The 21926-nt window shown below is 74.5% G+C and carries 14 protein-coding genes, 3 pseudogenes and 1 riboswitch; of the genes and pseudogenes, 10 read left to right on the forward strand and 7 right to left on the reverse strand.

Going from position 1 to position 21926, the window contains the following annotated elements; all coding sequences use genetic code 11:
- Positions 1-54: 54 nt before the first annotated feature.
- From ET471_RS09105 to ET471_RS09115, 3 genes are all read right to left on the reverse strand, one after another.
- On the reverse strand, positions 55-621 hold the full coding sequence (locus ET471_RS09105) for a Clp protease N-terminal domain-containing protein (RefSeq protein ID WP_207207244.1): 567 nt from the start codon (positions 619-621) through the stop codon (positions 55-57).
- On the reverse strand, positions 618-827 hold the full coding sequence (locus ET471_RS09110) for an RNA polymerase subunit sigma-70 (protein ID WP_129187681.1): 210 nt from the start codon (positions 825-827) through the stop codon (positions 618-620). The genes ET471_RS09105 and ET471_RS09110 overlap by 4 nt, the downstream gene beginning before the upstream one ends.
- A gap of 144 nt (positions 828-971) precedes the next feature.
- Positions 972-1619 carry a DedA family protein gene (locus ET471_RS09115; RefSeq protein ID WP_165350459.1) on the reverse strand — a complete coding sequence of 216 codons (648 nt, stop codon included), beginning with the start codon at positions 1617-1619 and terminating at the stop codon, positions 972-974.
- 193 nt (positions 1620-1812) lie between these two features.
- Here ET471_RS09115 and sucC point away from each other — a divergent pair, with 193 nt between their 5' ends.
- From sucC to purN, 4 genes are all read left to right on the forward strand, one after another.
- Entirely contained in the window at positions 1813-3003 is a 1191-nt protein-coding gene (gene sucC, locus ET471_RS09120; RefSeq protein ID WP_129187683.1) for an ADP-forming succinate--CoA ligase subunit beta, read from the forward strand.
- Positions 3004-3040: 37 nt separating this feature from the next.
- Positions 3041-3937 carry a succinate--CoA ligase subunit alpha gene (gene sucD / locus ET471_RS09125; RefSeq protein ID WP_129187684.1) on the forward strand — a complete coding sequence of 299 codons (897 nt, stop codon included), beginning with the start codon at positions 3041-3043 and terminating at the stop codon, positions 3935-3937.
- A gap of 131 nt (positions 3938-4068) precedes the next feature.
- On the forward strand, positions 4069-5271 hold the full coding sequence (locus ET471_RS09130) for a cell division protein PerM (RefSeq protein ID WP_129187685.1): 1203 nt from the start codon (positions 4069-4071) through the stop codon (positions 5269-5271).
- A 100-nt stretch (positions 5272-5371) separates the two neighbouring features.
- Entirely contained in the window at positions 5372-6013 is a 642-nt protein-coding gene (gene purN, locus ET471_RS09135) for a phosphoribosylglycinamide formyltransferase (RefSeq protein WP_129187686.1), read from the forward strand.
- 9 nt (positions 6014-6022) lie between these two features.
- Here purN and ET471_RS09140 read toward each other — a convergent pair whose 3' ends face one another.
- The gene (locus ET471_RS09140) at positions 6023-6589 is read right to left on the reverse strand and encodes a helix-turn-helix domain-containing protein (RefSeq protein WP_207207245.1); all 567 of its coding nucleotides are present in this window, start codon (positions 6587-6589) and stop codon (positions 6023-6025) included.
- A gap of 81 nt (positions 6590-6670) precedes the next feature.
- Between ET471_RS09140 and ET471_RS09145 the strand changes: the two genes are divergently transcribed.
- Together ET471_RS09145 and purH are read left to right on the forward strand one after the other, a co-directional pair.
- Complete coding sequence (locus ET471_RS09145; RefSeq protein ID WP_165350460.1) at positions 6671-7942, forward strand: MFS transporter; 1272 nt, start codon at positions 6671-6673, stop codon at positions 7940-7942.
- A 118-nt stretch (positions 7943-8060) separates the two neighbouring features.
- Positions 8061-8158: riboswitch (ZMP/ZTP riboswitch) on the forward strand.
- Positions 8159-8206: 48 nt separating this feature from the next.
- Positions 8207-9825 (forward strand): annotated as a pseudogene (purH, locus tag ET471_RS09150) (bifunctional phosphoribosylaminoimidazolecarboxamide formyltransferase/IMP cyclohydrolase).
- A 103-nt stretch (positions 9826-9928) separates the two neighbouring features.
- Here purH and ET471_RS09155 read toward each other — a convergent pair.
- Positions 9929-11428: an NAD(P)/FAD-dependent oxidoreductase gene (locus tag ET471_RS09155; protein WP_129187688.1), complete on the reverse strand. Its 1500-nt coding sequence runs from the start codon at positions 11426-11428 to the stop codon at positions 9929-9931.
- Between the two features lie 96 nt (positions 11429-11524).
- Here ET471_RS09155 and ET471_RS09160 point away from each other — a divergent pair, with 96 nt between their 5' ends.
- Positions 11525-11899: a DUF3017 domain-containing protein gene (locus ET471_RS09160; RefSeq protein WP_129187689.1), complete on the forward strand. Its 375-nt coding sequence runs from the start codon at positions 11525-11527 to the stop codon at positions 11897-11899.
- A gap of 73 nt (positions 11900-11972) precedes the next feature.
- On the opposite strand, the gene ET471_RS09165 is transcribed toward ET471_RS09160, so the two are convergent.
- Together ET471_RS09165 and ET471_RS18840 are read right to left on the reverse strand one after the other, a co-directional pair.
- Positions 11973-12995 carry an MIP/aquaporin family protein gene (locus ET471_RS09165; protein ID WP_129187690.1) on the reverse strand — a complete coding sequence of 341 codons (1023 nt, stop codon included), beginning with the start codon at positions 12993-12995 and terminating at the stop codon, positions 11973-11975.
- Positions 12996-13125: 130 nt separating this feature from the next.
- Positions 13126-14142, reverse strand: coding sequence for a glycoside hydrolase family 11 protein (locus tag ET471_RS18840; RefSeq protein ID WP_129187691.1), 1017 nt, complete (start codon positions 14140-14142; stop codon positions 13126-13128).
- Between the two features lie 275 nt (positions 14143-14417).
- Here ET471_RS18840 and ET471_RS09175 point away from each other — a divergent pair.
- The 3 genes and pseudogenes from ET471_RS09175 to pulA all read left to right on the forward strand — a co-directional run.
- Positions 14418-15403, forward strand: a pseudogene (locus ET471_RS09175) (malate dehydrogenase).
- 75 nt (positions 15404-15478) lie between these two features.
- Positions 15479-19066, forward strand: coding sequence for an ATP-binding cassette domain-containing protein (locus ET471_RS09180; protein ID WP_129187692.1), 3588 nt, complete (start codon positions 15479-15481; stop codon positions 19064-19066).
- Positions 19067-19073: 7 nt separating this feature from the next.
- Positions 19074-21917, forward strand: a pseudogene (gene pulA, locus ET471_RS09185) (pullulanase-type alpha-1,6-glucosidase); the annotation flags it as partial.
- Between the last annotated feature and the right edge of the window lie 9 nt (positions 21918-21926).

Consider the following 21926-nt stretch of genomic DNA (forward strand, 5'->3'; position numbering starts at 1 on the left):
GCGGCGCCCGGCGTGAGACCGCCGCCCGGCGGTCGCGTCGGGCGGGTCGCGTCGTCAGGCGGCGGCGTCGGCCGTGCGCTCCAGCGCATTGCGGAGCGCGGGGAGGTCGACGCCGGACTCGGCGGCGGCGGCCGCGAGGATCCGGCCGCCGGGGGAGTCCGCGCGCAGGATGCCGAGCAGGAGGTGCCGCGTCTCGATCGTCTTCGCCTTGAGCCGGATCGCCTCGCGCAGCGCGAGCTCGATCGCCTTCATGGCGTCCTGGGTGAAGGACAGGTGCCCCCGGCGCCCCGTGCGCCCGGCGGAGGAGGCGCGGTCCAGGGCGCCCTCCCCGAACACGGCGTCCGCCTTCTCCCGGACGGCGTCCAGGTCGATGCCGAGCGCGGCGAGGGCCGCGCCGTCGAGGTCGTCCTCCGACGCGATCGTCGCGCGGGCGCGCCGCGCGACGTCGCCGGCGTCGAGCCCCGCCCCGGTGACGGCGGAGCGGGCCGGGCCGTCGGCCTCGAGCAGCACCGCGAGGAGGTGGCGGGTGTCGATCTGCGTGGAGCGCGTCTCGCGCGCGACCGTCTGCGCCTCGATCACGGCGAGGCGGGCGTCCTGGGTGAACCTCTCGAACATGGTCATGCCTTCCCGTGCTTCTTGTGCGCGGCCTGCTTGCTGACGCCGAGCGCCGACGCGATCTGCTCCCACGACCAGCCGAGGGACCGGGCGCGGCGCACCTGGAGGACCTCGAGCCGGTCGGCGAGCTCGCGCAACGCCCGCACCGCACGCAGGCCCTGCTGAGGGTCGTCGCCGGCGGCTGCGCCGACGAGGGTCTGCTGACTGTCCATGCCGTCAACATAGGTTGACGCGCGGGCTGCTGTCAACCCACGTTGACGTAAGGGCGTGCGGCGTCGTCGGCGATCGGAACGTGCGGTCGGGATCGGAGCGTGCGCTTGATCGCACGGTCCGATCCGCAGAGCACGTCCCGATCGCTACCGGGTCTGCGCCGACCCGTGAGCGGGCGCCGCGTTCCGCGGCCCGTCGGCGGTGCGGCGCTCGCGGCCCAGGCGGGCGAGCCGGCGCGTCTGCCGCCAGCGCGAGAACCGGGTGCCCTGCTGCACCAGAGCACCGAGCAGCACCGCGAAGACGACGGCGATGGCCGCCCCCCAGACGGGGTGGTCGGCGATCCGGCCGCCGAGCGAGCCGAGCCCCGCGTAGACGGCGGCCCAGACGGCGCAGGCGACGACGTCGTACGCGACGAAGCGCCGCAGCGGGTAGCGGCCGAGGCCGAGGGCGATGATGACGGGCGCCCGACCGCCGGGCACGAGCCGCCCGGTGACGACGGCGCTGAACGCGTTGAGGTGGAGCTTGCGCTCAGCCTGGTGGACCCGCGCCGCGAACGCCCGCCGGTCGATCCACCCGCGGAGGCGTCGGGCGCCGAGCCGTGCCTCCAGCAGGAGGACGGTGTCGCCGAGCACGGAGGCGATCCATGCGATGAGGAAGATGACGAGGACGTCGGCCCGCGAGCCGTGGGCGAGGGCCGCGGCCCCGCTGACCATCTCTCCCGTCGGCAGGAACGGGATGGCCGACCCGACCGTGACGGCCACGAAGAGCAGCACGTGCCCGCCGACCAGATTCACCCCCAGATCGTAGGCAGCGCGCGAGCGTCGGCCGGCCCGCGGAGCGCTGGGTGACCGGCCCGCGCCCGGCGGCGTGGCTCCCGTCACGTTCCGTTCCCCGGTCCGGGGTTCTGCGCACGACGGAGGCGGGGCTACCCTTGCCGCGATGTCTTGACGTCGAGACATCGTCCCGAGGACGGAAGGACGCAGCAGGGTGGACCTGTTCGAGTACCAGGCGCGCGACATGTTCGAGAAGCACGGGGTCCCCGTGCTCGGCGGTGTCGTCGCGACGACTCCGGAAGAGGCCCGGGCAGCGGCCGAGAAGCTGGGTGGCGGCACTGTCGTCGTCAAGGCCCAGGTCAAGACGGGTGGCCGCGGCAAGGCCGGCGGCGTCAAGCTCGCCCACTCGCCGGCCGAGGCCGCCGAGAAGGCCGAGCAGATCCTCGGCATGGACATCAAGGGCCACACGGTCCACCGCGTGATGATCGCCGAGGGCGCCAAGATCGCCGAGGAGTTCTACTTCTCGGTGCTGCTGGACCGCGCGAACCGCAGCTACCTGGCCATGTGCTCGGTCGAGGGCGGCATGGAGATCGAGCAGCTCGCCGTCGAGCGTCCGGAGGCGCTGGCCCGCGTGGTCGTCGACCCCATCGTGGGCATCGACGACGCCAAGGCCGCCGAGATCGTCGCCACCGCGAACTTCCCCGAGGAGCTCCACGCCGACGTCGCCGCCGTCATCCAGAAGCTCTGGGGCGTGTTCACGGCCGAGGACGCCACGCTCGTCGAGGTGAACCCGCTGGTCCGCACCGAGGACGGCGCGATCGTCGCCCTCGACGGCAAGGTCACGCTGGACGACAACGCCTCCGAGGTGCGCCACCCCGACCACGAGGAGCTCGAGGACAAGGCGTCCTCCGACCCGCTCGAGGCGAAGGCCAAGGCGCACGGCCTCAACTACGTCAAGCTCGACGGCGAGGTCGGCATCATCGGCAACGGCGCGGGCCTGGTCATGTCCACGCTCGACGTCGTCGCCTACGCGGGCGAGAACCACGGCGGCGTGAAGCCCGCCAACTTCCTCGACATCGGCGGCGGCGCCAACGCGCAGGTCATGGCCGCGGGTCTCGACGTCATCCTGAACGACCCCCAGGTCAAGTCGGTGTTCGTCAACGTGTTCGGCGGCATCACCGCGTGCGACGAGGTCGCCAAGGGCATCGTGGGCGCGCTCGAGATCCTCGGCGACGAGGCCTCCAAGCCGCTGGTCGTGCGCCTCGACGGCAACAACGTGGACCTCGGCCGCGCGATCCTGCGCGAGGCGAACCACCCGCTCGTCACGCTCGCCGAGACCATGGACGGCGGCGCGGAGAAGGCCGCCGAGCTGGCCGCTGCCGCCGCCGCTCCGGCCGCCGTCTGACCCCGCCCGCCGAACGCAGAGACCTGAAAGCGAAGCAATGTCGATCTACCTGAACAAGGACTCGAAGATCATCGTCCAGGGCATCACGGGCGGCATGGGTGCCAAGCACACCGCCCTCATGCTCGACTCGGGCGCCACGATCGTGGGCGGCGTCAACGCCCGCAAGGCCGGCACCACGGTGACGCACAAGGACCACGAGGGCAACGAGGTCGTCCTCCCCGTGTTCGGCACCGTCGAAGAGGCTATGGCCGAGACGGGCGCCAACGTGTCCGTGCTGTTCGTGCCCCCGGCGTTCACCAAGGACGCCGCCATCGAGGCCGTCGACGCCGGGATGCCGCTCATCGTCGTCATCACCGAGGGCGTCCCGGTGCAGGACACGGCCGAGGTCTGGGCCTACCTGCAGGGCAAGGGCACCCGCATGATCGGCCCGAACTGCCCCGGCATCATCACGCCGGGCGAGTCGCTGGCCGGCATCACGCCGCACACCATCACGGGCAAGGGCCCCGTCGGCCTCGTGTCCAAGTCGGGCACGCTGACCTACCAGATGATGTACGAGCTGCGTGACCTGGGCTTCTCGACCGCCATCGGCATCGGCGGCGACCCCATCGTCGGCACCACGCACATCGACGCGCTCGAGGCGTTCGAGAACGACCCCGAGACCCAGGCCATCGTCATGATCGGCGAGATCGGCGGCGACGCCGAGGAGCGCGCCGCGGCCTACATCAAGGAGCACGTGACCAAGCCCGTCGTGGGCTACGTCGCCGGCTTCACCGCCCCCGAGGGCAAGACGATGGGCCACGCCGGCGCCATCGTCTCCGGCTCGGCCGGCACCGCGCAGGCCAAGAAGGAGGCCCTCGAGGCCGTCGGCGTGCGCGTCGGCAAGACGCCGTCCGAGACGGCCGCGCTGCTGCGCGAGGTCCTCGCCGCGGTCTGATCCCGCACCCGACGACGGCGCCCTGGGTCCCCGCGACCCAGGGCGCCGTCGTCGTCCCGCGAGACGACCGACCTTCGCCCCTCCCGGAGTGGGACCGCCACCGCTACCGTGGGGAACGGCACCATCGAGGGGTGAGCACCCGCACCGCACCCCGCACCGTCGAAGGCACGTCCGAGGCCGTCGAGACGCGGAGCGCGCGGGTCGCCCCCGCGATGTCCGGCGTGTGGTCCGTGGTCCAGGGCATGGTCCTCAGCTTCGTCTTCCTGCTGCTGCTCGCCGTCGTCGCGCTCCTCGGGGCGCCCGACGCCGGCGCCGCCGAGGTGCCGTGGGCGGCCGCCGGGCGCGTCGCGGGCGGCCTCTGGCTCCTGGGCCACGGCGTGCCGGTCGGCGACCTGAGCATCGTGCCGCTCGGCATCGGCGCCCTCGCGCTCTTCGCGACGTACGTCAGCGCCAAGCGGTCGGCGATCGCGTCGCAGGCCGCGGTGGTCGCGGGCGCGTCGACGTACCTCGTCGTGACCGTCGGCGCGGCCGCGGCCGGCGGGGTGCGCGGCGTCGGGCTCGCGCTCGCCGCGCTCGGCGCCGTCGTCGTCGGCGGGGGCGGGATGGTGCTCGGCACGCTGACGCAGCCCGAGGCGCCCGCGATCGCCGACGTCGCCGAGCGCACGATGGGCGTGCTGCCGCCCGTCCTGCGGCTCGGGCTGCGGGCGGGGGCCGTCGCGCTCGCCGCGTTCACCGCGGTCAGCGCGGGGCTCGTGGCCGTCTGGATGCTCGCGGGCCGCACCGTGTCCGACGACGTGCTGACGGCGCTGGCCCCCGGCTGGATCGGGGGGATCGTGCTCGCGGTCTCGCAGCTCGCGGTCGTGCCGAACCTCGTCGTGTGGGCGTCGGCGTGGATCGCCGGGCCCGGGTTCGCCGTCGGGGCGGGGACGTCGTTCTCGACGCGCGGCGTCGTCGACGGGCCGCTGCCCGCGCTGCCGGTGCTGGGCGCGCTGCCCGGGCCGGGGTGGTCCGGGCCGCTCGGGTCGGCGTCGCCCGTGGTCGTGCTGCTCTGCGGCGCGCTCGCCGGCTGGTTCGCGTGGCGGCGGCTCGAGCCGTCGCTCGTGCAGTGGGCGGACATCGCCTGGGTGCTGGGCGGGACGGCCGGCGCGGCGGGCGTGGCCACGGTCGTGCTGCAGCTCTGGGCGGGCGGGTCGGCCGGGTCCGGGCGGCTCGCTGTCGTCGGGGCCGACCCCCTGGTGGCGGGCGGTCTCGTCGCCGCGGAGGTGCTCGTGGGGGCGGCGCTCGTCGTGGTGCCCGCGTACCTCCTCGTCACGCGGCGGGCACACGCGGAGTGACCTGAGCCGGCCGGTCGCCTGCCGCGTCGCCCGGGGGCCGGGGCGCCGGGCGACGCGGCCCGGCCCCGGGCGCGCGCCGCCGCCCGTTACGCTTCGCCTCGTGCAGACGCCCTCCGGTCACCCCGTCGACGCCACCTCGGCCGCGCGGCTCGTCGTCCTCGCCTCGGGCGCCGGGTCCAACCTCGCTGCCCTCCTCGCGGCGCACGACGCCACCGCCTTCGGTGCCCGCGTCGTCGGGGTCGTGACCGACAAGCCGGCCGCCGGTGCGCTCGACCTCGCGCGCGAGGCCGGGATCGCGTCCGCCGTCGTCGCGCCCGCCGACTTCGAGGACCGCGCCGCGTGGGACCGCGGGATCGCCGAGGCGGTCGCCGTGTTCCGGCCCGACCTCGTCGTGCTGGCCGGGTTCATGCGCATCCTGGCGCCCGGCTTCCTCGACCGGTTCCCGGGTCGCGTCGTCAACACGCACCCCGCGCTGCTGCCCGCGTTCCCGGGCGCTCACGGCGTGCGCGACGCGCTCGCCCACGGCGTCAAGGTCACCGGCTGCACGGTGCACGTCGTCGACGCCGGCGTGGACACCGGCCCGATCCTCGCCCAGGCGGCCGTCCCGGTGCTCGACGGGGACGACGAGGCCACGCTGCACGAGCGCATCAAGGTCGCCGAGCGCGCCCTGCTGGTCGAGACCGTGGGCCGCATCGCCCGCGAGGGCCTGCGGATCGACGAGGGCCGCGCCGTCATCGGCTGAGGTCTCGCGTCAGGATGCCGCGGGCTTGTCGTCCTGCGGGAGCGCGCTCGGCCCGACGCCGGTGACGACGTTGTGGATCTCGCGGGCCTCCCGCGGCGTCGTGCGGGCGGCCGCGGCCGCCCGCTCGGAGAAGCGCTCCACGACCGCGTCGAGCTCGGCGAAGAGCTCGCGTGCCTCGTTCGTGGTTAGCGCGACCTGGGCGAAGCGGATCTTCGTCCGCGCCTGGTCCGGCTCCCGTGCGCGCTGGTTCAACGCACTGCGGAACCACTCGACGTAGCCGCGGACGAGCACGTCCATGCCGGGGGTGCCCGGGGCGACGTTGTAGGTCTCGGCCGCGGCGCGCCACACCCGGTCGCGCTTGTCGCGGGCCAGTTCAGGGGCTTCGACGACGAGGCCGGCCTTGGCGAGGGTACGCAGGTGGAAGGAGACCGAGTTGGCGGGCTCGCCGAGCGTCTGTGCGAGGTCGGCGGCGCGGCCGTGACCGTCGGTCTCGAGCTGGAACAGGATCTTCATCCGCAACGGATGGGCCAGGGCGCGCAAGGCTTCGCGGGTGTTGACCTGCATCGACGTCGACATGGACACAGTCTATCAAGAAGCGCAAGAACCCATGCGCAAGAACTATTGCGCAATAGATGGTGCGCGAGTAGCGTCGCCGGCATGTCCACGATCCTCGACGCCGCGGCCCCCACGAAGCTGCGGCACAACCGCCCGTACCTGCTGCTCATGTCCGGCAAGACGACGCAGCTCGTCGGCGCCGGCATCGGTGCCTTCGCGGTGCCGCTCATCGCCTTCCAGGTCACCGGGTCGGTCGCCCGGGCGGGGCTCGTCGCCGCCGTGGGGGAGGTCGGCGCCCTGCTCGCGGCGCTGCCCGCCGGCGTCGTCGCCGACCGCGTCGACCGGCGCCGGCTCATCATCGGCGCCGCGCTCGTCGGGGCCGTGCTGTGGGCGAGCGTCGCCGTCGCGGGGGTGCTGGGCCACCTCACCGCCGCACACCTGGCCGCGGTGCTGTTCGCGGCGTCGCTCGTCACGGCGCTCGAGGGGCCCGCCGAGTCCGGCGCGCTGCGCGCCGTCGTCACGCCGGAGCAGATGCCCACCGCCATGGCCGCCGTGCAGGGCAGGTCCGCCGTCGCGACCCTCGCTGCGGCGCCCCTCGGCGGCCTGCTCTACGGGTTCACGCGGTTCCTCCCCGTCGCGGCCGCCGCCGTCGCGCACGTCGCGGTCGCCGTGTGCACGGCGTTCGTGCGGGTCCCGCTGAGCGCCGACGTCGCCACGGAACGCGAGACCCACCCCGTCGAGGCGCTGCGGGAGGGGCTGCGCTTCGTGTGGTCGCGCAGCTTCTTCCGCGTGGCGCTGCTGCTCTCGCCGCTCATCAACCTCACCGTCAACGGGCTGCTCGTCGCCGTGAACCTCGACCTCGTGCGGCAGCACACCGAGCCCCTGCTCATCGCTCTCATCGACACCGTGGCCGGGGCGGCGATGCTCGGCGGGGCGGTGCTCGCGCCCGCCGTGCTGCGCCGCGTGCGCGTCGGGACCGTGCTCGTCGCGGCGCTCGCCTGGATCGCGGTGTGCTTCGTCGCGATGGCGGCCCTGCACACCTACACCGCGTACGTGGTGCTCACCGCGCTCGCCGTGCTCCCGCTCGGCCCCGCGAACGCCGGGACGTCCGGCTACGTCGCGGCGGTCACGCCGCCGCGCCTCCAGGGGCGGCTCGCGTCCGTCATGAGCCTGTCGTACCTGCTCTCCGCGCCGCTCACGCCCGCCCTCGCGGGCGGCCTCCTCGCGGCGACGGGGCTCCAGGTCACCCTGTGGGTCTTCGCGGGCGTGCTCGCCGTCGCCGTCGCGGCCTTCGCCGCGACCCGCGCCGCGGCCGGCATCGGCACCCCGGACACGTGGGCGGCCGACGCGCTGCCCGACGACGCCGAGGCCTGACCGGCAGCTCGTCGTCAGACCGTGCGCCCGGGGTGACGGTCTGACGACGGACTGCCGGTCTGGCTCGCGGCAGTGACCGACATGACGGTGCCGGTCCTCAGGGGCGCCGCGTAGAATTCCGAGCGGCCGTGACTGGCGAAGGTGGGGCACCACCGGGGAGCGGCCTCGACACCACGTGTCGCTCGCCTTCGTGCGCCGCCCGCCTGGGCGCCGGGGTCCTTCGAAGTGCTCACGCCCGAACGACCGCCGACCACAGGAGCCCCTATGTCTGGCATCGACAAGGTCCACTCGACCGCCCCCGACGTCGTCCTCGCGGACGACTCCCAGCGCCCGATCCGCCGCGCGCTGCTCTCCGTCTTCGACAAGACCGGCCTGGTCGAGCTCGCCACCGCGCTGCACGCCGCCGGCGTCGAGCTCGTCTCCACCGGCTCGACGGCGTCGACCGTCGCCGACGCCGGCCTGCCCGTCACGCGCGTCGAGGACCTCACCGGGTTCCCCGAGTGCCTCGAGGGGCGCGTCAAGACGCTGCACCCGCGCGTGCACGCCGGCATCCTCGCCGACTCCCGCAAGGCCGAGCACCTGCGCCAGCTGGACGAGCTCGAGATCCAGCCGTTCGAGCTCGTCGTGGTGAACCTCTACCCGTTCGCCGCGACGCTCGCCACGGGTGCCGACGAGAACACCATGGTCGAGCAGATCGACATCGGCGGCCCTCCATGGTCCGCGCCGCCGCCAAGAACCACCCCTCCGTCGCCGTCGTCGTCGACCCGGCGCGCTACCCCGCCGTCATCGAGGCCGTCAACGCCGGCGGCTTCACGTTCGCGCAGCGCAAGGCGCTCGCGGCGGCCGCGTTCGCGCACACCGCCGAGTACGACGTCACGGTCGCGAACTGGTTCGCGAACCAGTACGTGCCCGCCGCCGACGGCTGGGCCGACTTCACCGGCGGTTCCTGGACCAGGTCCGCGACGCTGCGCTACGGCGAGAACCCGCACCAGGGTGCCGCGCTCTACGTCGACGGCACGGGCACGGGTCTCGCCGCCGCGCAGCAGCTGCACGGCAAGGAGATGTCGTACAACAACTACGTCGACGCCGACGCCGCCTGGCGCGCCGCCTGGGACCACGAGGGCCCCGCCGTCGCGATCATCAAGCACGCCAACCCGTGCGGCATCGCCGTGGGCGCCGACATCGCCGAGGCGCACCGCCGCGCCCACGCGACCGACCCGGTCAGCGCCTACGGCGGCGTCATCGCCGCCAACGGCGTCGTCACCAAGGCCGCGGCCGAGCAGATCGCCCCGGTGTTCACCGAGGTCGTCGTGGCTCCGGGCTTCGAGCCCGAGGCGCTCGAGATCCTCCAGGCCAAGAAGAACCTGCGCCTCCTGGTCGCCGAGCCGCCCGCGCGCGGCGGCACCGAGGTGCGACCCGTCTCGGGCGGCGTGCTGGTCCAGGAGCGCGACGAGTTCCAGGCCGCGGGCGACGACCCGGCGTCGTGGACCCTCGCCGCCGGCGAGCCGGCCTCCCCGGAGGTGCTCGCAGACCTCGCCTTCGCGTGGAAGGCCGTGCGCGCCGCCAAGTCCAACGCGATCCTGCTCGCCGCGGACGGCGCCGCCGTCGGCATCGGCATGGGCCAGGTCAACCGCGTCGACTCGTGCCGCCTGTCGGTCGAGCGCGCCAACACCCTCGCGGGCGACGCCGAGCGGGCCCGCGGCGCGGTCGCCGCGTCCGACGCGTTCTTCCCGTTCGCCGACGGCCTCCAGGTGCTGCTCGACGCCGGCGTCCGCGCCGTCGTCCAGCCGGGCGGCTCGATCCGCGACGAGGAGGTCGTCGCCGCCGCGACGGCGGCGGGCGTGACGATGTACCTCACGGGCACGCGGCACTTCGCCCACTGACGCGCCGACACACTGACGCGCCGAGGCGCCGGTCAGCCCGGCAGCTCGTCGTCACACCGTGCCCTCGGGCTGCCGGTCTGACGACGGACTGCCGGGCTGACCCTCAGCGGGGGAGCACCGCGTCGCGCAGGCGGCGCGTCAGGTCCAGCGCGAGCGTCAGGTCGACGTGGAGCGGGGCCGGGCCGTTTGTGAGGCGGCGCACCGCGCCCACCTCGCGCGGGGAGTCGACGAGCAGCACCGCGCGCAGCAGCCCCACGGGGTGGCCCTCCGGCGTCATCTGCGCGTGGCGGTCCAGCGCGCGCTCCAGGTAGAGCGCCGCCCACGGGCCTGCGGCCGGGTCGCCGCGCAGCACGACGGCGTCGGCAGGCGTCGGCAGGCCCAGCAGCGCGAGGTCGTGCCCGAGTTGGCGGGAGAACACGTATGGCGCGTGCCGTGTCACCGGCGCCAGGCCGAACCGGGCTCGCAGCTCCTCGGGGTCCGACGGCGACGGGTCGACGCCGAGCATCGCGCGGGCGGTGACCTCCGGGTCGTGCAGGGCTGCCGACCAGTGCCCGCCCGGCACCGGACCGAACACGGGATGCTCGCGCACCGCGACGTCGCCCACGGCCCAGACGCGGTTGAGGGCGGCCGGAGCCAGCCGCCCCGCGGGATCGGTGGGGGAGGCGTGCCCCGTGAGCCGCCCGGCGGCGTCCACGCGGAGCCGACCCGCCGCGTCCAGCGGCAGGGTCCCTGCCAGCCACCTGGTCGCAGGCCGGACGCCCACGGCGGCGAGGACGACGTCCGCGTCGATCCGCTCGCCACGTCGGGTCTCGGCTCCGGCGTCCACGCCGCCGCCCCCCGGCGCGTCGTCCGCGTGGCCTTCGGCGCCCGGGACCTCCTCGCCGTCGTCGTCGAGCCAGACGCCGCCCGCGTCGACAGACGTCACCAGCGCGCCCGTGCGCAGGCGTACCCCGGCGGCGGCGTACCAGGGTGCGAGGTGCGCGCCGACCACGGTGCCGAGCTGCCGCTCCAGCGGCGTCGCGGCGGCCTCCACGACGGTGACCTCGGCCCCCTCGCCGGCTGCCACCCCGGCGACCTCCGCGCCGACCCACCCCGCGCCCACGACGACGAGCCGCAGGCCCGGCCGCAGCGCCGCCCGCAGCCGGGCGGCGTCGTCGGCCGTGTGCAGCGTCCATGCGGACTCCCAGCCGGCCGGGCGCACGGGCGTCGAGCCCGTGGCGAGCACGACGGCGTCCGCCTCGACGACGGTGCCGGACGCCGTCGTGACCCGGACGCCGTCGGCCGTCACCGCCAGCGCGGTGGCGTGGTCCGCGAGCCGGGCGTCGTCGGCGAGCGCGGCGACGTCGACGCCCAGGTCCTCGTGCAGCCACACCGGAGCAGGGCGGGTCAGGAGCTCCTTGGACAGCGGCGGGCGGTCGTAGGGCGGCACGCCCTCGGCGCCGAGCACCGTCAGGTGCCCGTCGAAGCCGTGCTCGCGCAGGGCGCCGACCGTCTGCGCCCCGGCCAGCCCCGCGCCGACGACGACGACGCTGCGCGGCGGCACCGGCGCCGGCAGCGGCGGGACGGGGATCGTGGGGAAGCGGCGGGGCGCGGGGCGAGGCACGTCCTCACGCTAGCGGGCAGGACGACGGCGGACGGGCCCCGGCGCGGAGCAGCCACGCGCGCGGAGGCCGGTGCGGCGCGCCGGTAGGCTCTCGCCGTGGACCAGCGCCCCCTCTTCCCCGGCCCGGCCGTCCCGCCACCGGGACCGACGCCAGGCCCGACGTCGTCAGGCCCGACGTCGTCGCGGCCGACGCCGCCGGGGTACCGCGGACCGAGCGTCAAGGGCGGGCTCGTGCTGGCCGTGGTGGGGGTGTCCGCGGCCGCCGTCCTCGGCACCTTCGTCAGCGCGCGGCTCGGGGCTGTCGCCGTCGCCGTCACGCTGGGCGTCGCCGGGACGTGGCGGGCGGTCGCGCCCCGAGCCACCCACGCGGCCGGCATCGCCGTGCGGTCCAAGACGATCGACGCGTTCCTGTACCTCGCCACCGCGGCAGCGATCCTGGTCCTCGCGGTCACGGTGCCGTACCTCGGCTGACCGGTCCGCGACGCACGACGGCCCTCGTCGTCGTCCCGCGGGACGACGACGAGGGCCGCGGCTGCGTCAGGCGTCAGGCCTGCGGCTTCTCCGGCTCGTCCGTGCCGCCCTCGGGGGTGGCGACGTCGTCGGCCGCGGCGTTCGCGACCGGCTCGGCGACCTGCTCCGCCACGGGCGCCTCGTCCGCGACCTCCGGAGCGGAGCCCGCCGACTCGGCCGACTCGTCGGCAGGGGAGATCTCGTAGGTCTCCTCGATCTCGTCGACGACCTCGCTCGACGCGACCGACGTCGCCGGCGCGAAGACCAGCGTGAAGAGCGCGGCGAGGCCGGCGCCGACCAGCGGGGCGACGACGAACAGCCACAGCTGCTTCCAGGCGGTGCCGTCGCCGGCGAACACCACGGACGCGAAGGAGCGCGCCGGGTTGAACGACGTGTTCGTGATGGGCCACGAGATGATGTGCAGCGCCGCGAGCGTGAGGCCGATGACGACGGCCGGGTAGGGCACCCGGGCGCGCTTGCCCGTCACGGCGAGGACGACGCCGACGAACACGGCGGCGATGACGACCTCGATGATCAGCGCGTTGAGGAACGGGAACGTCGCCTGCGCCTGCGTGAGGCCCGAGAGCGGCGAGGCGGAGCCCCAGCCGTTCGCGGTGCGCAGCAGCACGTCGCCGCGGCCCTGGAGGCCCATCGCGGTCACGAGGGTGCTGGGGATGACCGCCCACATGACGCCGGCGGCCACCGTGGCGCCCACGAGCTGCGCGACCCAGTACGGCAGCAGGTCCTTCCACGAGAAGCGGCCGGCGAGCGCCTGGGCGAACGTCACGGCCGGGTTGAAGTGGCCGCCCGAGACGTGCCCGACGGCCGCGATGCCCGCGAGGAGCATGATGCCGCCGGCCAGGGCGACCGTGAGGATCGTGCCCTGGGTGTTGAGGAAGTTGAACGTCGCGGTGCCGACGATGCCGAGCACGAGGATGAACGTGCCGAAGGCCTCGGCAGCCATGCGGGTCGCGAGCGAGTAGGGGGCCTCGGCCGGGGCGTCGACGGCGTCGTCGGCCTGGTAGACGCCGGCGGGGGCGGCGTAGTCCTGGGACATTGCGAAGGTCCTTCGGTGATCGTCCGGTGATGTCTGGGGCACCGTACAGTCCGGCCCTGGGGGATTGTCGAGAGGCGGGCCGGAGGGTCGCGACGCGGTCCCCTCCGGCCCGCCTCCCGTCAGGCGCCCGTCAGCTCGTCGAGCAGGTCGCCGTGGGGACGGTGCTGTTGCCGTTCTTGTAGACGGTGATCCCGAAGCTGTTGCCGGAGCCGTTCGGCGTGGCCGTCAGCGTGCCTGAGGTGCCGGACACCGACGCGCTCCACGAGCTCTGCAGCGTCTGGCCGCTGGCGAGCTTGATCGACACCTTCCAGGTGCTCGATCCGGAGACGGAGAGGTTGACGTTGAACCGGTCGGACCAGTCGGAGCCCTTGCTCACCGAGACGGTGCAGCCGCCCGACGGCGGCGGGGTCGTGGTGCCGCCGCCGCTCGGGGGCGTCGTCGTGCCGCCGCCCGACGAGCCGACCGTGATGTTCGACGAGCCGGAGGACTGGTAGCCCTCGGTGGCCACGATCTGGTAGTCGTGCGTGCCCAGGTTCATGCCCTTGGACGCCCACGCGTTGAAGTGGTTGGCCATCGTGATGGTGCCGCCCACGCGCTTGGACTGCCGGACGCTCCAGTACTGCGTGAACGTCTTGGTGCCCTCGATCGAGGGCGCGTTGGTGCGCGTCGTCTTGTAGATGTCGTAGGTGCCGCCGTCGGTGGTGACGGTGCCCATGTTGGTGCCCGTGGGGCGGTAGGTGCCCCAGGAGTCGACGACGTAGTACTCGACGAGCGGGTTGTGCGACCAGCCGTAGACGGCGAGGTAGGCGTTGCCCGACGGGTTGAACGAGCCCGAGTAGGTGATCGTCCGCGCCGAGCCCGTCGACCAGCCCTTGCCGGCGACGAAGTTGCCGGTGTTGCTCCACGAGGTGGAGTAGCTGCCGCCCGAGCCGCCGTTCATGGTCACGGTGCCGGGCGAGTCCGTCCAGAACGAGTAGAAGTACCCGCCGTCCGACCCGGTGCCGGTGCCGATCGCGGCGGCCGGCTGCGCGGCCACGACGCCGGCCACCATCATGGCGAGCGAGGCGCCCACCGCGGCGAGGGCCCGGGTCAGGCGCCCGTGCCGCGACGACGGCCGGGAAGCCGTCGTCGAAATCGTTTTCGTCATCGTTGACTCCCTTGTGCGGTGCTGTTCACTGTGGATGGTTGCGACGCAAGGAGCTGCCGGCGGCCCGGTCGACATCGACCCGGGGCGCCGAACGCGTCGAGCGTCCTCGACGCGCGGACCGTCGTCCGCGGGGTCCAGTCTGGCGAGAGCGGGTGAATAAGTCAACGGATGCGCGTAATCAAGGTCACATTTGCTCGCCGGCTCGCGGGACGACACGCCCCGGTGAGCGACACCACCCCTGGCTTCCCGGGGCCGCGTGGGACAGAGTGACCCGTATGACACAACCCGTCACCGTCACCGTCACCGGGGCCGCCGGGTCGATCGGGTACTCGCTGCTGTTCCGCACCGGCGCGGGCCAGCTCCTCGGCTCCGACACCCCCGTCAGGCTGCGTCTCCTGGAGATCCCCGCCGCGCTGCGCGTCGCCGAGGGCGTCGCCATGGAGCTCGACGACTGCGCGTTCCCGAACCTCGCCTCGATCGACATCTTCGACGACCCGCGCCAGGCGTTCGAGGGGGCCAACGTCGCCCTCCTCGTCGGCGCGCGCCCCCGCAGCAAGGGCATGGAGCGCGCCGACCTGCTCCAGGCCAACGGGGCGATCTTCGCCCCCCAGGGCCGGGCCCTCAACGACACCGCCGCCGACGACGTCCGCGTCCTCGTCGTCGGGAACCCGGCGAACTCCAACGCGCTCATCGCGGCGTCCAACGCGCCCGACGTGCCCAAGGAGCGGTTCAGCGCGATGACGCGCCTGGACCACAACCGGGCGATCGCGCAGCTCGCGAAGCACGCGGGCGTCCACCAGTCGCAGGTGCGCCGCATGTCGATCTGGGGCAACCACTCGGGCACGCAGTACCCCGACGTGTTCCACACCCAGGTGGCCGGACGCCCCGGCGCGGAGCTCGCCGCCGACACCGACTGGCTCGCGAACGACTTCATCCCCACGGTCGCGCAGCGCGGCGCCGCGATCATCGAGGCGCGCGGCGCGTCGTCGCAGGCCTCGGCCGCCGACGCCGCCATCGACCACGTGCGCGACTGGTTCGGCGGCACGCCCGAGGGGAGTGGACCTCGGCGGCCGTCTGGTCCACCGGCCACTACGGCGTACCCGACGGGCTCATGTGCTCGTTCCCCGTGACGAGCGACGGCAAGGGCTGGACGGTCGTCGAGGGGCTCGAGCACGGGGCCTTCTCGCAGGCCCGCATCGACGCGTCGATCGCGGAGCTGATCGAGGAGCGGGACGCGGTGCGGGCGCTCGGGCTGATCTGAGCGGGGCCGCTCAGCGGGCGCCGCCGCCGAAAAAGCTGCGGGGGTTGTGGGTGGTCACGCCTACTGTCATCGGTGATGTCCACCAGCACCCTTTCCCCTGACACAGGTCTGTCCGCGGCCACCCCGCAGCCGGCCCGTGCGACCGACCCTGCCCGCCGCCTCGACTGGCGGCGCGTCCGGTCCGTCACGAGCGTCCTGTCGCTCGCCGCGCTCGCGATCGCCACGGTCGCGGCGTCCCTCGGCACGGTCGCGGCCGGCCGCATGGCCGAGACCCCGACCGCGACGACGCTCGCGCTCCTCGCCGGGTGCGTCGTCGGCGGCGCGCTGCTCGACACCGCCGGGCGGATCGCCTGGGCCGGCGTCGTCGACCGCGCCGAGGGCAGGCTGCGTGCCGACCTGCTCACGGCCGCCCTCCACCAGCCCCTGCACGAGCTGGGCGCGACCGCCGTGGGCGAGATCCTCGACCGCGTCGACGACGACACGCGCGCCGTCGGGTTCCTGGTGCGCATGCAGCTGTGGGGCGCCGGGCGCACCGTGTTCGGCGTCGTGCCGATGTGGGTCGTCGCGGGACTCACCTGGGCGCCCGCGTGGGGCATCTTCCCGGCCCTGGCCGTCGTCGTGTTCCTCGTCGCGCGGCCGCTGCTGGGCGAGATCACGAAGCGCAAGGTGGTCGAGGAGGCCGCCTGGACCGAGCACGCCGCCGCGTTCGAGGAGGCCGTCGCCGCGCGCGACGACCTGCGCACGAGCCTGGGGCAGCCCTTCGCGGTGCGCCGCCTCGCCGAGCTGTCGGCCGCGTGCCACCGGCTCTTCGAGCGGGTGCTCCACGTCGAGACTCGCCTGCTGCGCCGCAGCGGGCTGCTGCTCGCGGCGGTGCTGGCCGCCGTCGCGGTCACCGGTGTCGCGCTCGCGTCGAGCGACCACCTGTCGATCGCGCGCCTGGTGACGCTGTTCCTCATCACGTCGGGCTTCGTCGGGTCGATCGACCAGCTCGTGCACCACCTCCCGGACATCCAGGAGGGCCTGGGGGCCGTCACGCGCATCCGGCAGATGCTCGCCGTCGAGCCGGAGCCCGTGGGCGGCGACCCCGTGCCGTCCGGGCCGCTGGGCCTCGAGGTGCGCGGGCTGCACTTCGCGTACGACGAGGGCACCTTCGCGCTGCAGGACGTCTCGCTGCTCGTCCCGGCCGGTCACACCATCGCGCTCGTCGGGCGCACCGGGTCGGGCAAGTCGACGCTCGCGTCGATGCTCTCGCGCGGCGTCGAGCCGCCCGCAGGGTCCGTGCTCCTCGGCGGGGCCGACGTCGTCGGCCTCGACCTGCAGCAGCTGCGCGCGGCCGTCGGCGTCGTCACGCAGCGCACCGAGCTCGTGGCCGGCACGCTGCGCGAGAACATCACGCTGTTCGACGACGCCCACCCCGGCGTCGTCGAGGCCGCCGTGCACGACCTCGGGCTCGACGACTGGGTCGCCGGCCTGCCCGACGGGCTCGAGACGCTGCTCGGCCCGGGCGGCACGCGCCTGTCCGCGGGCGAGGAGCAGCTCGTCGCGTTCGCGCGCCTGCTGGTGCGCGACGTCCAGGTGGTCGTGCTCGACGAGGCGACCGCGCGCATGGACCCGCTCACCGAGGCCCGCGTCGTGGCCGCGTCCGAGCGGCTGCTGCACGGCCGCACGGGCGTGCTGGTCGCGCACCGGCTCTCGACCATCGAGCGCGCCGAGCTCGTGGCCGTGCTCGAGCGCGGCCGCGTGGTCCAGCAGGGCCTGCGCGCCGAGCTCGCCGCGGAGCCCGGACGGTTCCGCACGCTGCTGGAGGCCGGCAGGTCGGGGCTGCTCGAGGGCGACCCGGACGAGGTGGACGAGGTCCCCGTCGTGGACGAGGTCCCCGTCGTGGACGAGCCCGCCGGGGGTGAGAAGCCGGCCGAGCCCCAGTCCGTCGGCGGCCGCCGCCGCACCGGCACCCCGCCGGAGCGCCGCGCACCCCGCGAGGGCATGAGCCTCGCCCGCGCGGTGGTCAGGCAGCTGCGCGTGCGCCCGTGGTGGGGCCTCGCGGGCGGCGTCGGGTTCCTGGTCTCCAGCCTGCTGTCCGCGCAGGGCGCGATCACCGGCTTCCTGTGGGGGCACGTCGTCGACGCGCTGCGCACCGGCGGCGGGACCGTCGCGCTCACGGTGCTGCTCGTCATGATGCTGCTCGTCAACCCCGTCGTGCTCGCGCGGGCCATCTACATCTACCCGCGCTGGTGGGTCGAGGTGCTGCTGCGCGTGCGCATGGTCGTCATGGCCGGCCAGACGCAGCAGCGCCGCCTGCCGCCGACGCCGCCGGGCGAGATCGTCGCGCGCTCCATGGACGCCGACCGGTTCGTGCGGTACGCGGACCGCTGGGTCGACTTCGCCAACGGCCTGGCCATCGTGGTGGTCACCGCGGTGCTCGGCGGGTCGTGGCAGGCCGGCGCGGTGCTGCTCGCCGTCATGACGGCGTCGGCGCTGGCCGCGACGGCCGGCCGGTCCGTGGCGGGGCGCTCCGTCGCCCGCTCCTCGACGGCGCGGGCGCGGTTCGGCCGCGCGCTGGTGTCGTGCCTCGACGCGGCACGCACGGTCAAGCTCGCCGCCCGTATCCCGCAGGTGCACGCGCACCTGCGGCACGTGGACGCGGGCCGCGTCCGGGCCGCGATCTTCGAGCACCGCATCCAGGCCGTGCTCGACGGCGTGCCCACGGTGATGATCCAGCTCGGCCTGGTCGCCGCCTGGTACATGCTGCTGCGCGGGTCGTGGAGCCTCCCGACGACGCTGCTCGTCGCCTCGGCCGTGACCGGCTTCGGCTGGTTCGGCGTCGTCGCGGGTGCGGTCGTCACCGAGGCGCCCGGCACGCGGGCCTGGCTGCGCGCCACGGCGAGCTTCGCCGACGGCGCCGACCTCACGACGCCGCCGCCGGGCGTCGACCTGGTCGCGGGCACCGCGCCCGCGGTCACGGCTCCGGTGCGCGAGCCGCTGGAGCGCCTCGAGCTGCGCGGCGTCTCCGCGCTGCACGACGACGGGACCATCGGCGTCGAGGGTGTCGACCTGACCGTCGAGCGCGGCGAGCTCGTGCTGCTGCTCGGCCAGGTCGGGTCGGGCAAGTCGAGCCTGCTCGCCTCGCTCGCGGGCCTGGTGCACCACGACGGTTCCGTGCTGTGGAACGGCGCCCGCGTCGCCGACCCGGAGGAGTTCCTCCGGCCCGGCCGGGTGGCCTACGTCGCGCAGGTGCCGCGCGTGCTCTCGGGCACGTTCGCGGACAACGTGCGGCTCGACCACTCGTCGCGCGCGATCGAGGGCCCGCTCGACGTGGCCCGCATGAGCCGCGACGTCGCCGACGCGGGCGGACCCGAGGCGCTCGTCGGGCACCGCGGCGTGCGGCTCTCGGGCGGCCAGGTGCAGCGCCTCGCGCTGGCCCGGGCGCTCGCGGCCGACGCCGAGGTGCTGCTCGCCGACGACGTGTCGTCGGCGCTCGACGCCGCGACGGAGATCGAGCTGTGGGAGTCGCTGCGCGAGCGCGGCACCACGGTGCTGGGGTCGACGTCGAAGCACGCGGCGCTCGCGCGGGCGGACCGCGTCGTCGTCCTCGTGGGCGGCACGGTCGCGGCTACGGGCCCGTGGCGCGACCTGGCCTCGCAGTGGGGGCACCTGGCCGGCTGACGCCCGGTCGCACGGCCTCTCCTTGGCAGAGAACGACGGCGCCGGGGGAGCGCGCGACGGTGCGAACGGCGCGTTCTCCGTGGCCGGCGGCCAGCAAGTCGCGTTCACTGGCGTCATGATGACGCACGAGCTGACGGTCGAGGTCAGCAACCCGCCGCTCGCGGGCACGGGGCAGCAGGCCGCGCACTGGGTGCGCTCGGGCCTGGTGCTCGCGCCCGCCTCGCTGGGTGCGGGGCCGACGTGGACGCTGTGGTCGGCCCCGGAGGGCGGCCTCGCCGTCGTCGACGGTGCGCTGAGCGTGCCGGAGGGGGCGACGTCGTACGCCCTGGAGCCGGCCGACGCCGTCCCGGGAGACGTGGCGGCGGACTTCCCGGCGCTCGCCGGGGACGTGCCGCTGACGCTGGAACCCGGCGCTTCCCGGGCCGAGCTCGAGAGGGCCCTCACCGGTCAGCTGATGCTCACCCGGGTCGACGGGGCCACGCTCACGGCGGCCACCGGCGTGCAGCTCCCCGGCGTCCTCGACGACCTGTACAGCGGCGATTCCGCGAAACGTACGTTCGGTGTGACCTGGGACAACAGCGGCCACCGAGCCTCCTTCGCCCTCTGGGCGCCCACCGCCCAGGACGTCACGCTGCTCGCCTGGCCCGCCGGTGCGTCGCTCGTCGACGCACCCCGTCGCTTCCCCGCGCAGCGGCAGGCCGACGGCGCCTGGACGGTCGACGGCAAGGCGGCCGACAAGAAGCTCGACTGGGACGGCGTGCGCTACCGCTACGAGGTGCGCGTCTACGTCCCGGCTACGGGGCAGGTCGAGACGAACGTCGTCACCGACCCGTCGTCGGTCGCGCTCACGACCGGCTCGACGCACTCGGTCGCGATCGACCTGGACGACAAGGCGTGGCGCCCGCAGGCGTGGGAGAAGGCCCCGCAGCCCAAGGTCCGCCCCGTCGACCAGACGATCTACGAGCTGCACGTGCGCGACTTCTCGATCTCCGACGAGACGGTGCCCGCCCCGCTGCGCGGCACCTACCTCGCGTTCGCGCAGCAGGGCTCGGCCGGCATGACGCACCTGCGCGCGCTGGCCAGGGCCGGCATGACGACGGTGCACCTGCTGCCCACGTTCGACATCGCGACGGTCCCCGAGGACCGCGCCGCGCAGCGGTCACCGGGCGACCTGAGCGGCTTCGCCCCTGACTCGTCCCAGCAGCAGGCCGCCGTCGCCGCGGCCCAGGCGACCGACGGCTTCAACTGGGGCTACGACCCGCTGCACTGGTCCGCGCCCGAGGGCTCGTACGCCGTCCGGGCCGACGGCGGGCAGCGCACCGCGGAGTTCCGCACCATGGTGGGCGCGCTGCACCAGGCGGGCCTGCAGGTGGTGCTCGACCAGGTGTTCAACCACACCGCCGCCGACGGCCAGGCGCCCACCTCGGTCCTCGACCGGGTCGTGCCGGGCTACTACCACCGCCTCGACCCGGCCACGGGTGCCGTGCAGACCTCGACGTGCTGCTCCAACATCGCCACCGAGCACGCCCTCGCGGGCAAGCTCATGGTCGACTCGGTGGTCACCTGGGCCCGCGACTACAAGGTCGACGGCTTCCGCTTCGACCTCATGGGCCACCACTCGCGGCAGAACATGCTCGACGTGCGCGCCGCGCTCGATGCGCTCACGGTCACGAAGGACGGCGTCGACGGGTCGAAGGTGTACCTGTACGGCGAGGGGTGGGACTTCGGCGAGGTCGCCGGCGGGGCGCTGTTCGAGCAGGCCACGCAGGGCAACCTGGGCGGCACGGGCATCGGCACGTTCACCGACCGCCTGCGCGACGCGGTCCACGGCGGCTCGCCCGTCGACGGGAGCACCGTGTTCAAGCAGGGCTTCGGCACGGGCCTGTACACCGACCCCAACGGGCTCCCGTCGTCCCGCGGCAACGCCGGCACGGTCAACGACGGTGGCGACGACGAGCTGGCCGACCTGCGGCACCAGACCGACCTGGTCGAGCTGGGCCTCGCGGGCAACCTGCGGTCGTTCACCCTGGTCACCGGCGCGGGGGAGACGAAGCGCGGCGACGAGCTCGACTACAACGGCCAGCCCGCAGGCTACGCGGACTCGCCCGAGGAGGTCGTCACCTACGTCGACGCCCACGACAACGAGACCCTGTTCGACCTGGGCATCCTCAAGCTACCCGTCGGCACGCCGATGGCGGACCGGGTGCGCATGAACACCGTCTCGCTCGCGACGACCGCGCTGGCCCAGACCCCGTCGTTCTGGCACGCGGGCACCGACCTGCTGCGCTCCAAGTCGCTCGACAAGAACTCGTACGACTCGGGCGACTGGTTCAACGCGATCGACTGGACCGGCCAGGACAACGGGTTCGCGCGCGGCCTGCCGATGCAGGCGGACAACGGGGACCGCTGGGAGCTCGAGGGCCCCCTGCTGGCGGACCCGGCGCTCAAGCCCGCGCCCGCGGACATCGCCGCCGCGCAGGCCCAGGCGCTCGACCTGCTGCGCCTGCGCAGCTCGACGCGGCTGTTCCGCCTCGGGTCGGCCGACCTCGTCAACGCGAAGGTGAGCTTCCCGCTGGCCGGCCCGTCCGCGACGCCGGGCGTCATCACGATGCTCATCGACGACACGGTGGGCCCGGACGTGGACCCGGCCCTGAAGGGCGCGCTCGTGGTCTTCAACGCCTCGCCGTCGTCGGCGACGCAGACCGTCCCGGCCCTGGCGGGCCGCAGGTTCGCGCTGTCGCCGGTCCAGCAGCAGGGCGCCGACCCGGTGGTCCGCACGACGACGTACGACGCGACGACGGGCACGGTCACGGTCCCGCCGCGCACGGTGGCGGTGCTGCTCCAGAAGTGACGCCCCGGG

Source organism: Xylanimonas protaetiae (assembly GCF_004135385.1).
GTDB classification, from domain to species: Bacteria; Actinomycetota; Actinomycetes; order Actinomycetales; family Cellulomonadaceae; genus Xylanimonas; species Xylanimonas protaetiae.

What these genes read in the sequence shown, in the direction of transcription:
- ET471_RS18840 (WP_129187691.1), bottom strand. Translation starts at nt 14,142, where the DNA reads ATGACGAAAACGATTTCGACGACGGCTTCCCGGCCGTCGTCGCGGCAC.
- ET471_RS09110 (WP_129187681.1), bottom strand. Translation starts at nt 827, where the DNA reads ATGGACAGTCAGCAGACCCTCGTCGGCGCAGCCGCCGGCGACGACCCT.
- ET471_RS09180 (WP_129187692.1), top strand. Translation starts at nt 15,479, where the DNA reads ATGTCCACCAGCACCCTTTCCCCTGACACAGGTCTGTCCGCGGCCACC.
- ET471_RS09145 (WP_165350460.1), top strand. Translation starts at nt 6,671, where the DNA reads ATGTCCACGATCCTCGACGCCGCGGCCCCCACGAAGCTGCGGCACAAC.
- ET471_RS09165 (WP_129187690.1), bottom strand. Translation starts at nt 12,995, where the DNA reads ATGTCCCAGGACTACGCCGCCCCCGCCGGCGTCTACCAGGCCGACGAC.
- ET471_RS09105 (WP_207207244.1), bottom strand. Translation starts at nt 621, where the DNA reads ATGACCATGTTCGAGAGGTTCACCCAGGACGCCCGCCTCGCCGTGATC.
- sucD (WP_129187684.1), top strand. Translation starts at nt 3,041, where the DNA reads ATGTCGATCTACCTGAACAAGGACTCGAAGATCATCGTCCAGGGCATC.
- ET471_RS09140 (WP_207207245.1), bottom strand. Translation starts at nt 6,589, where the DNA reads ATGTCGACGTCGATGCAGGTCAACACCCGCGAAGCCTTGCGCGCCCTG.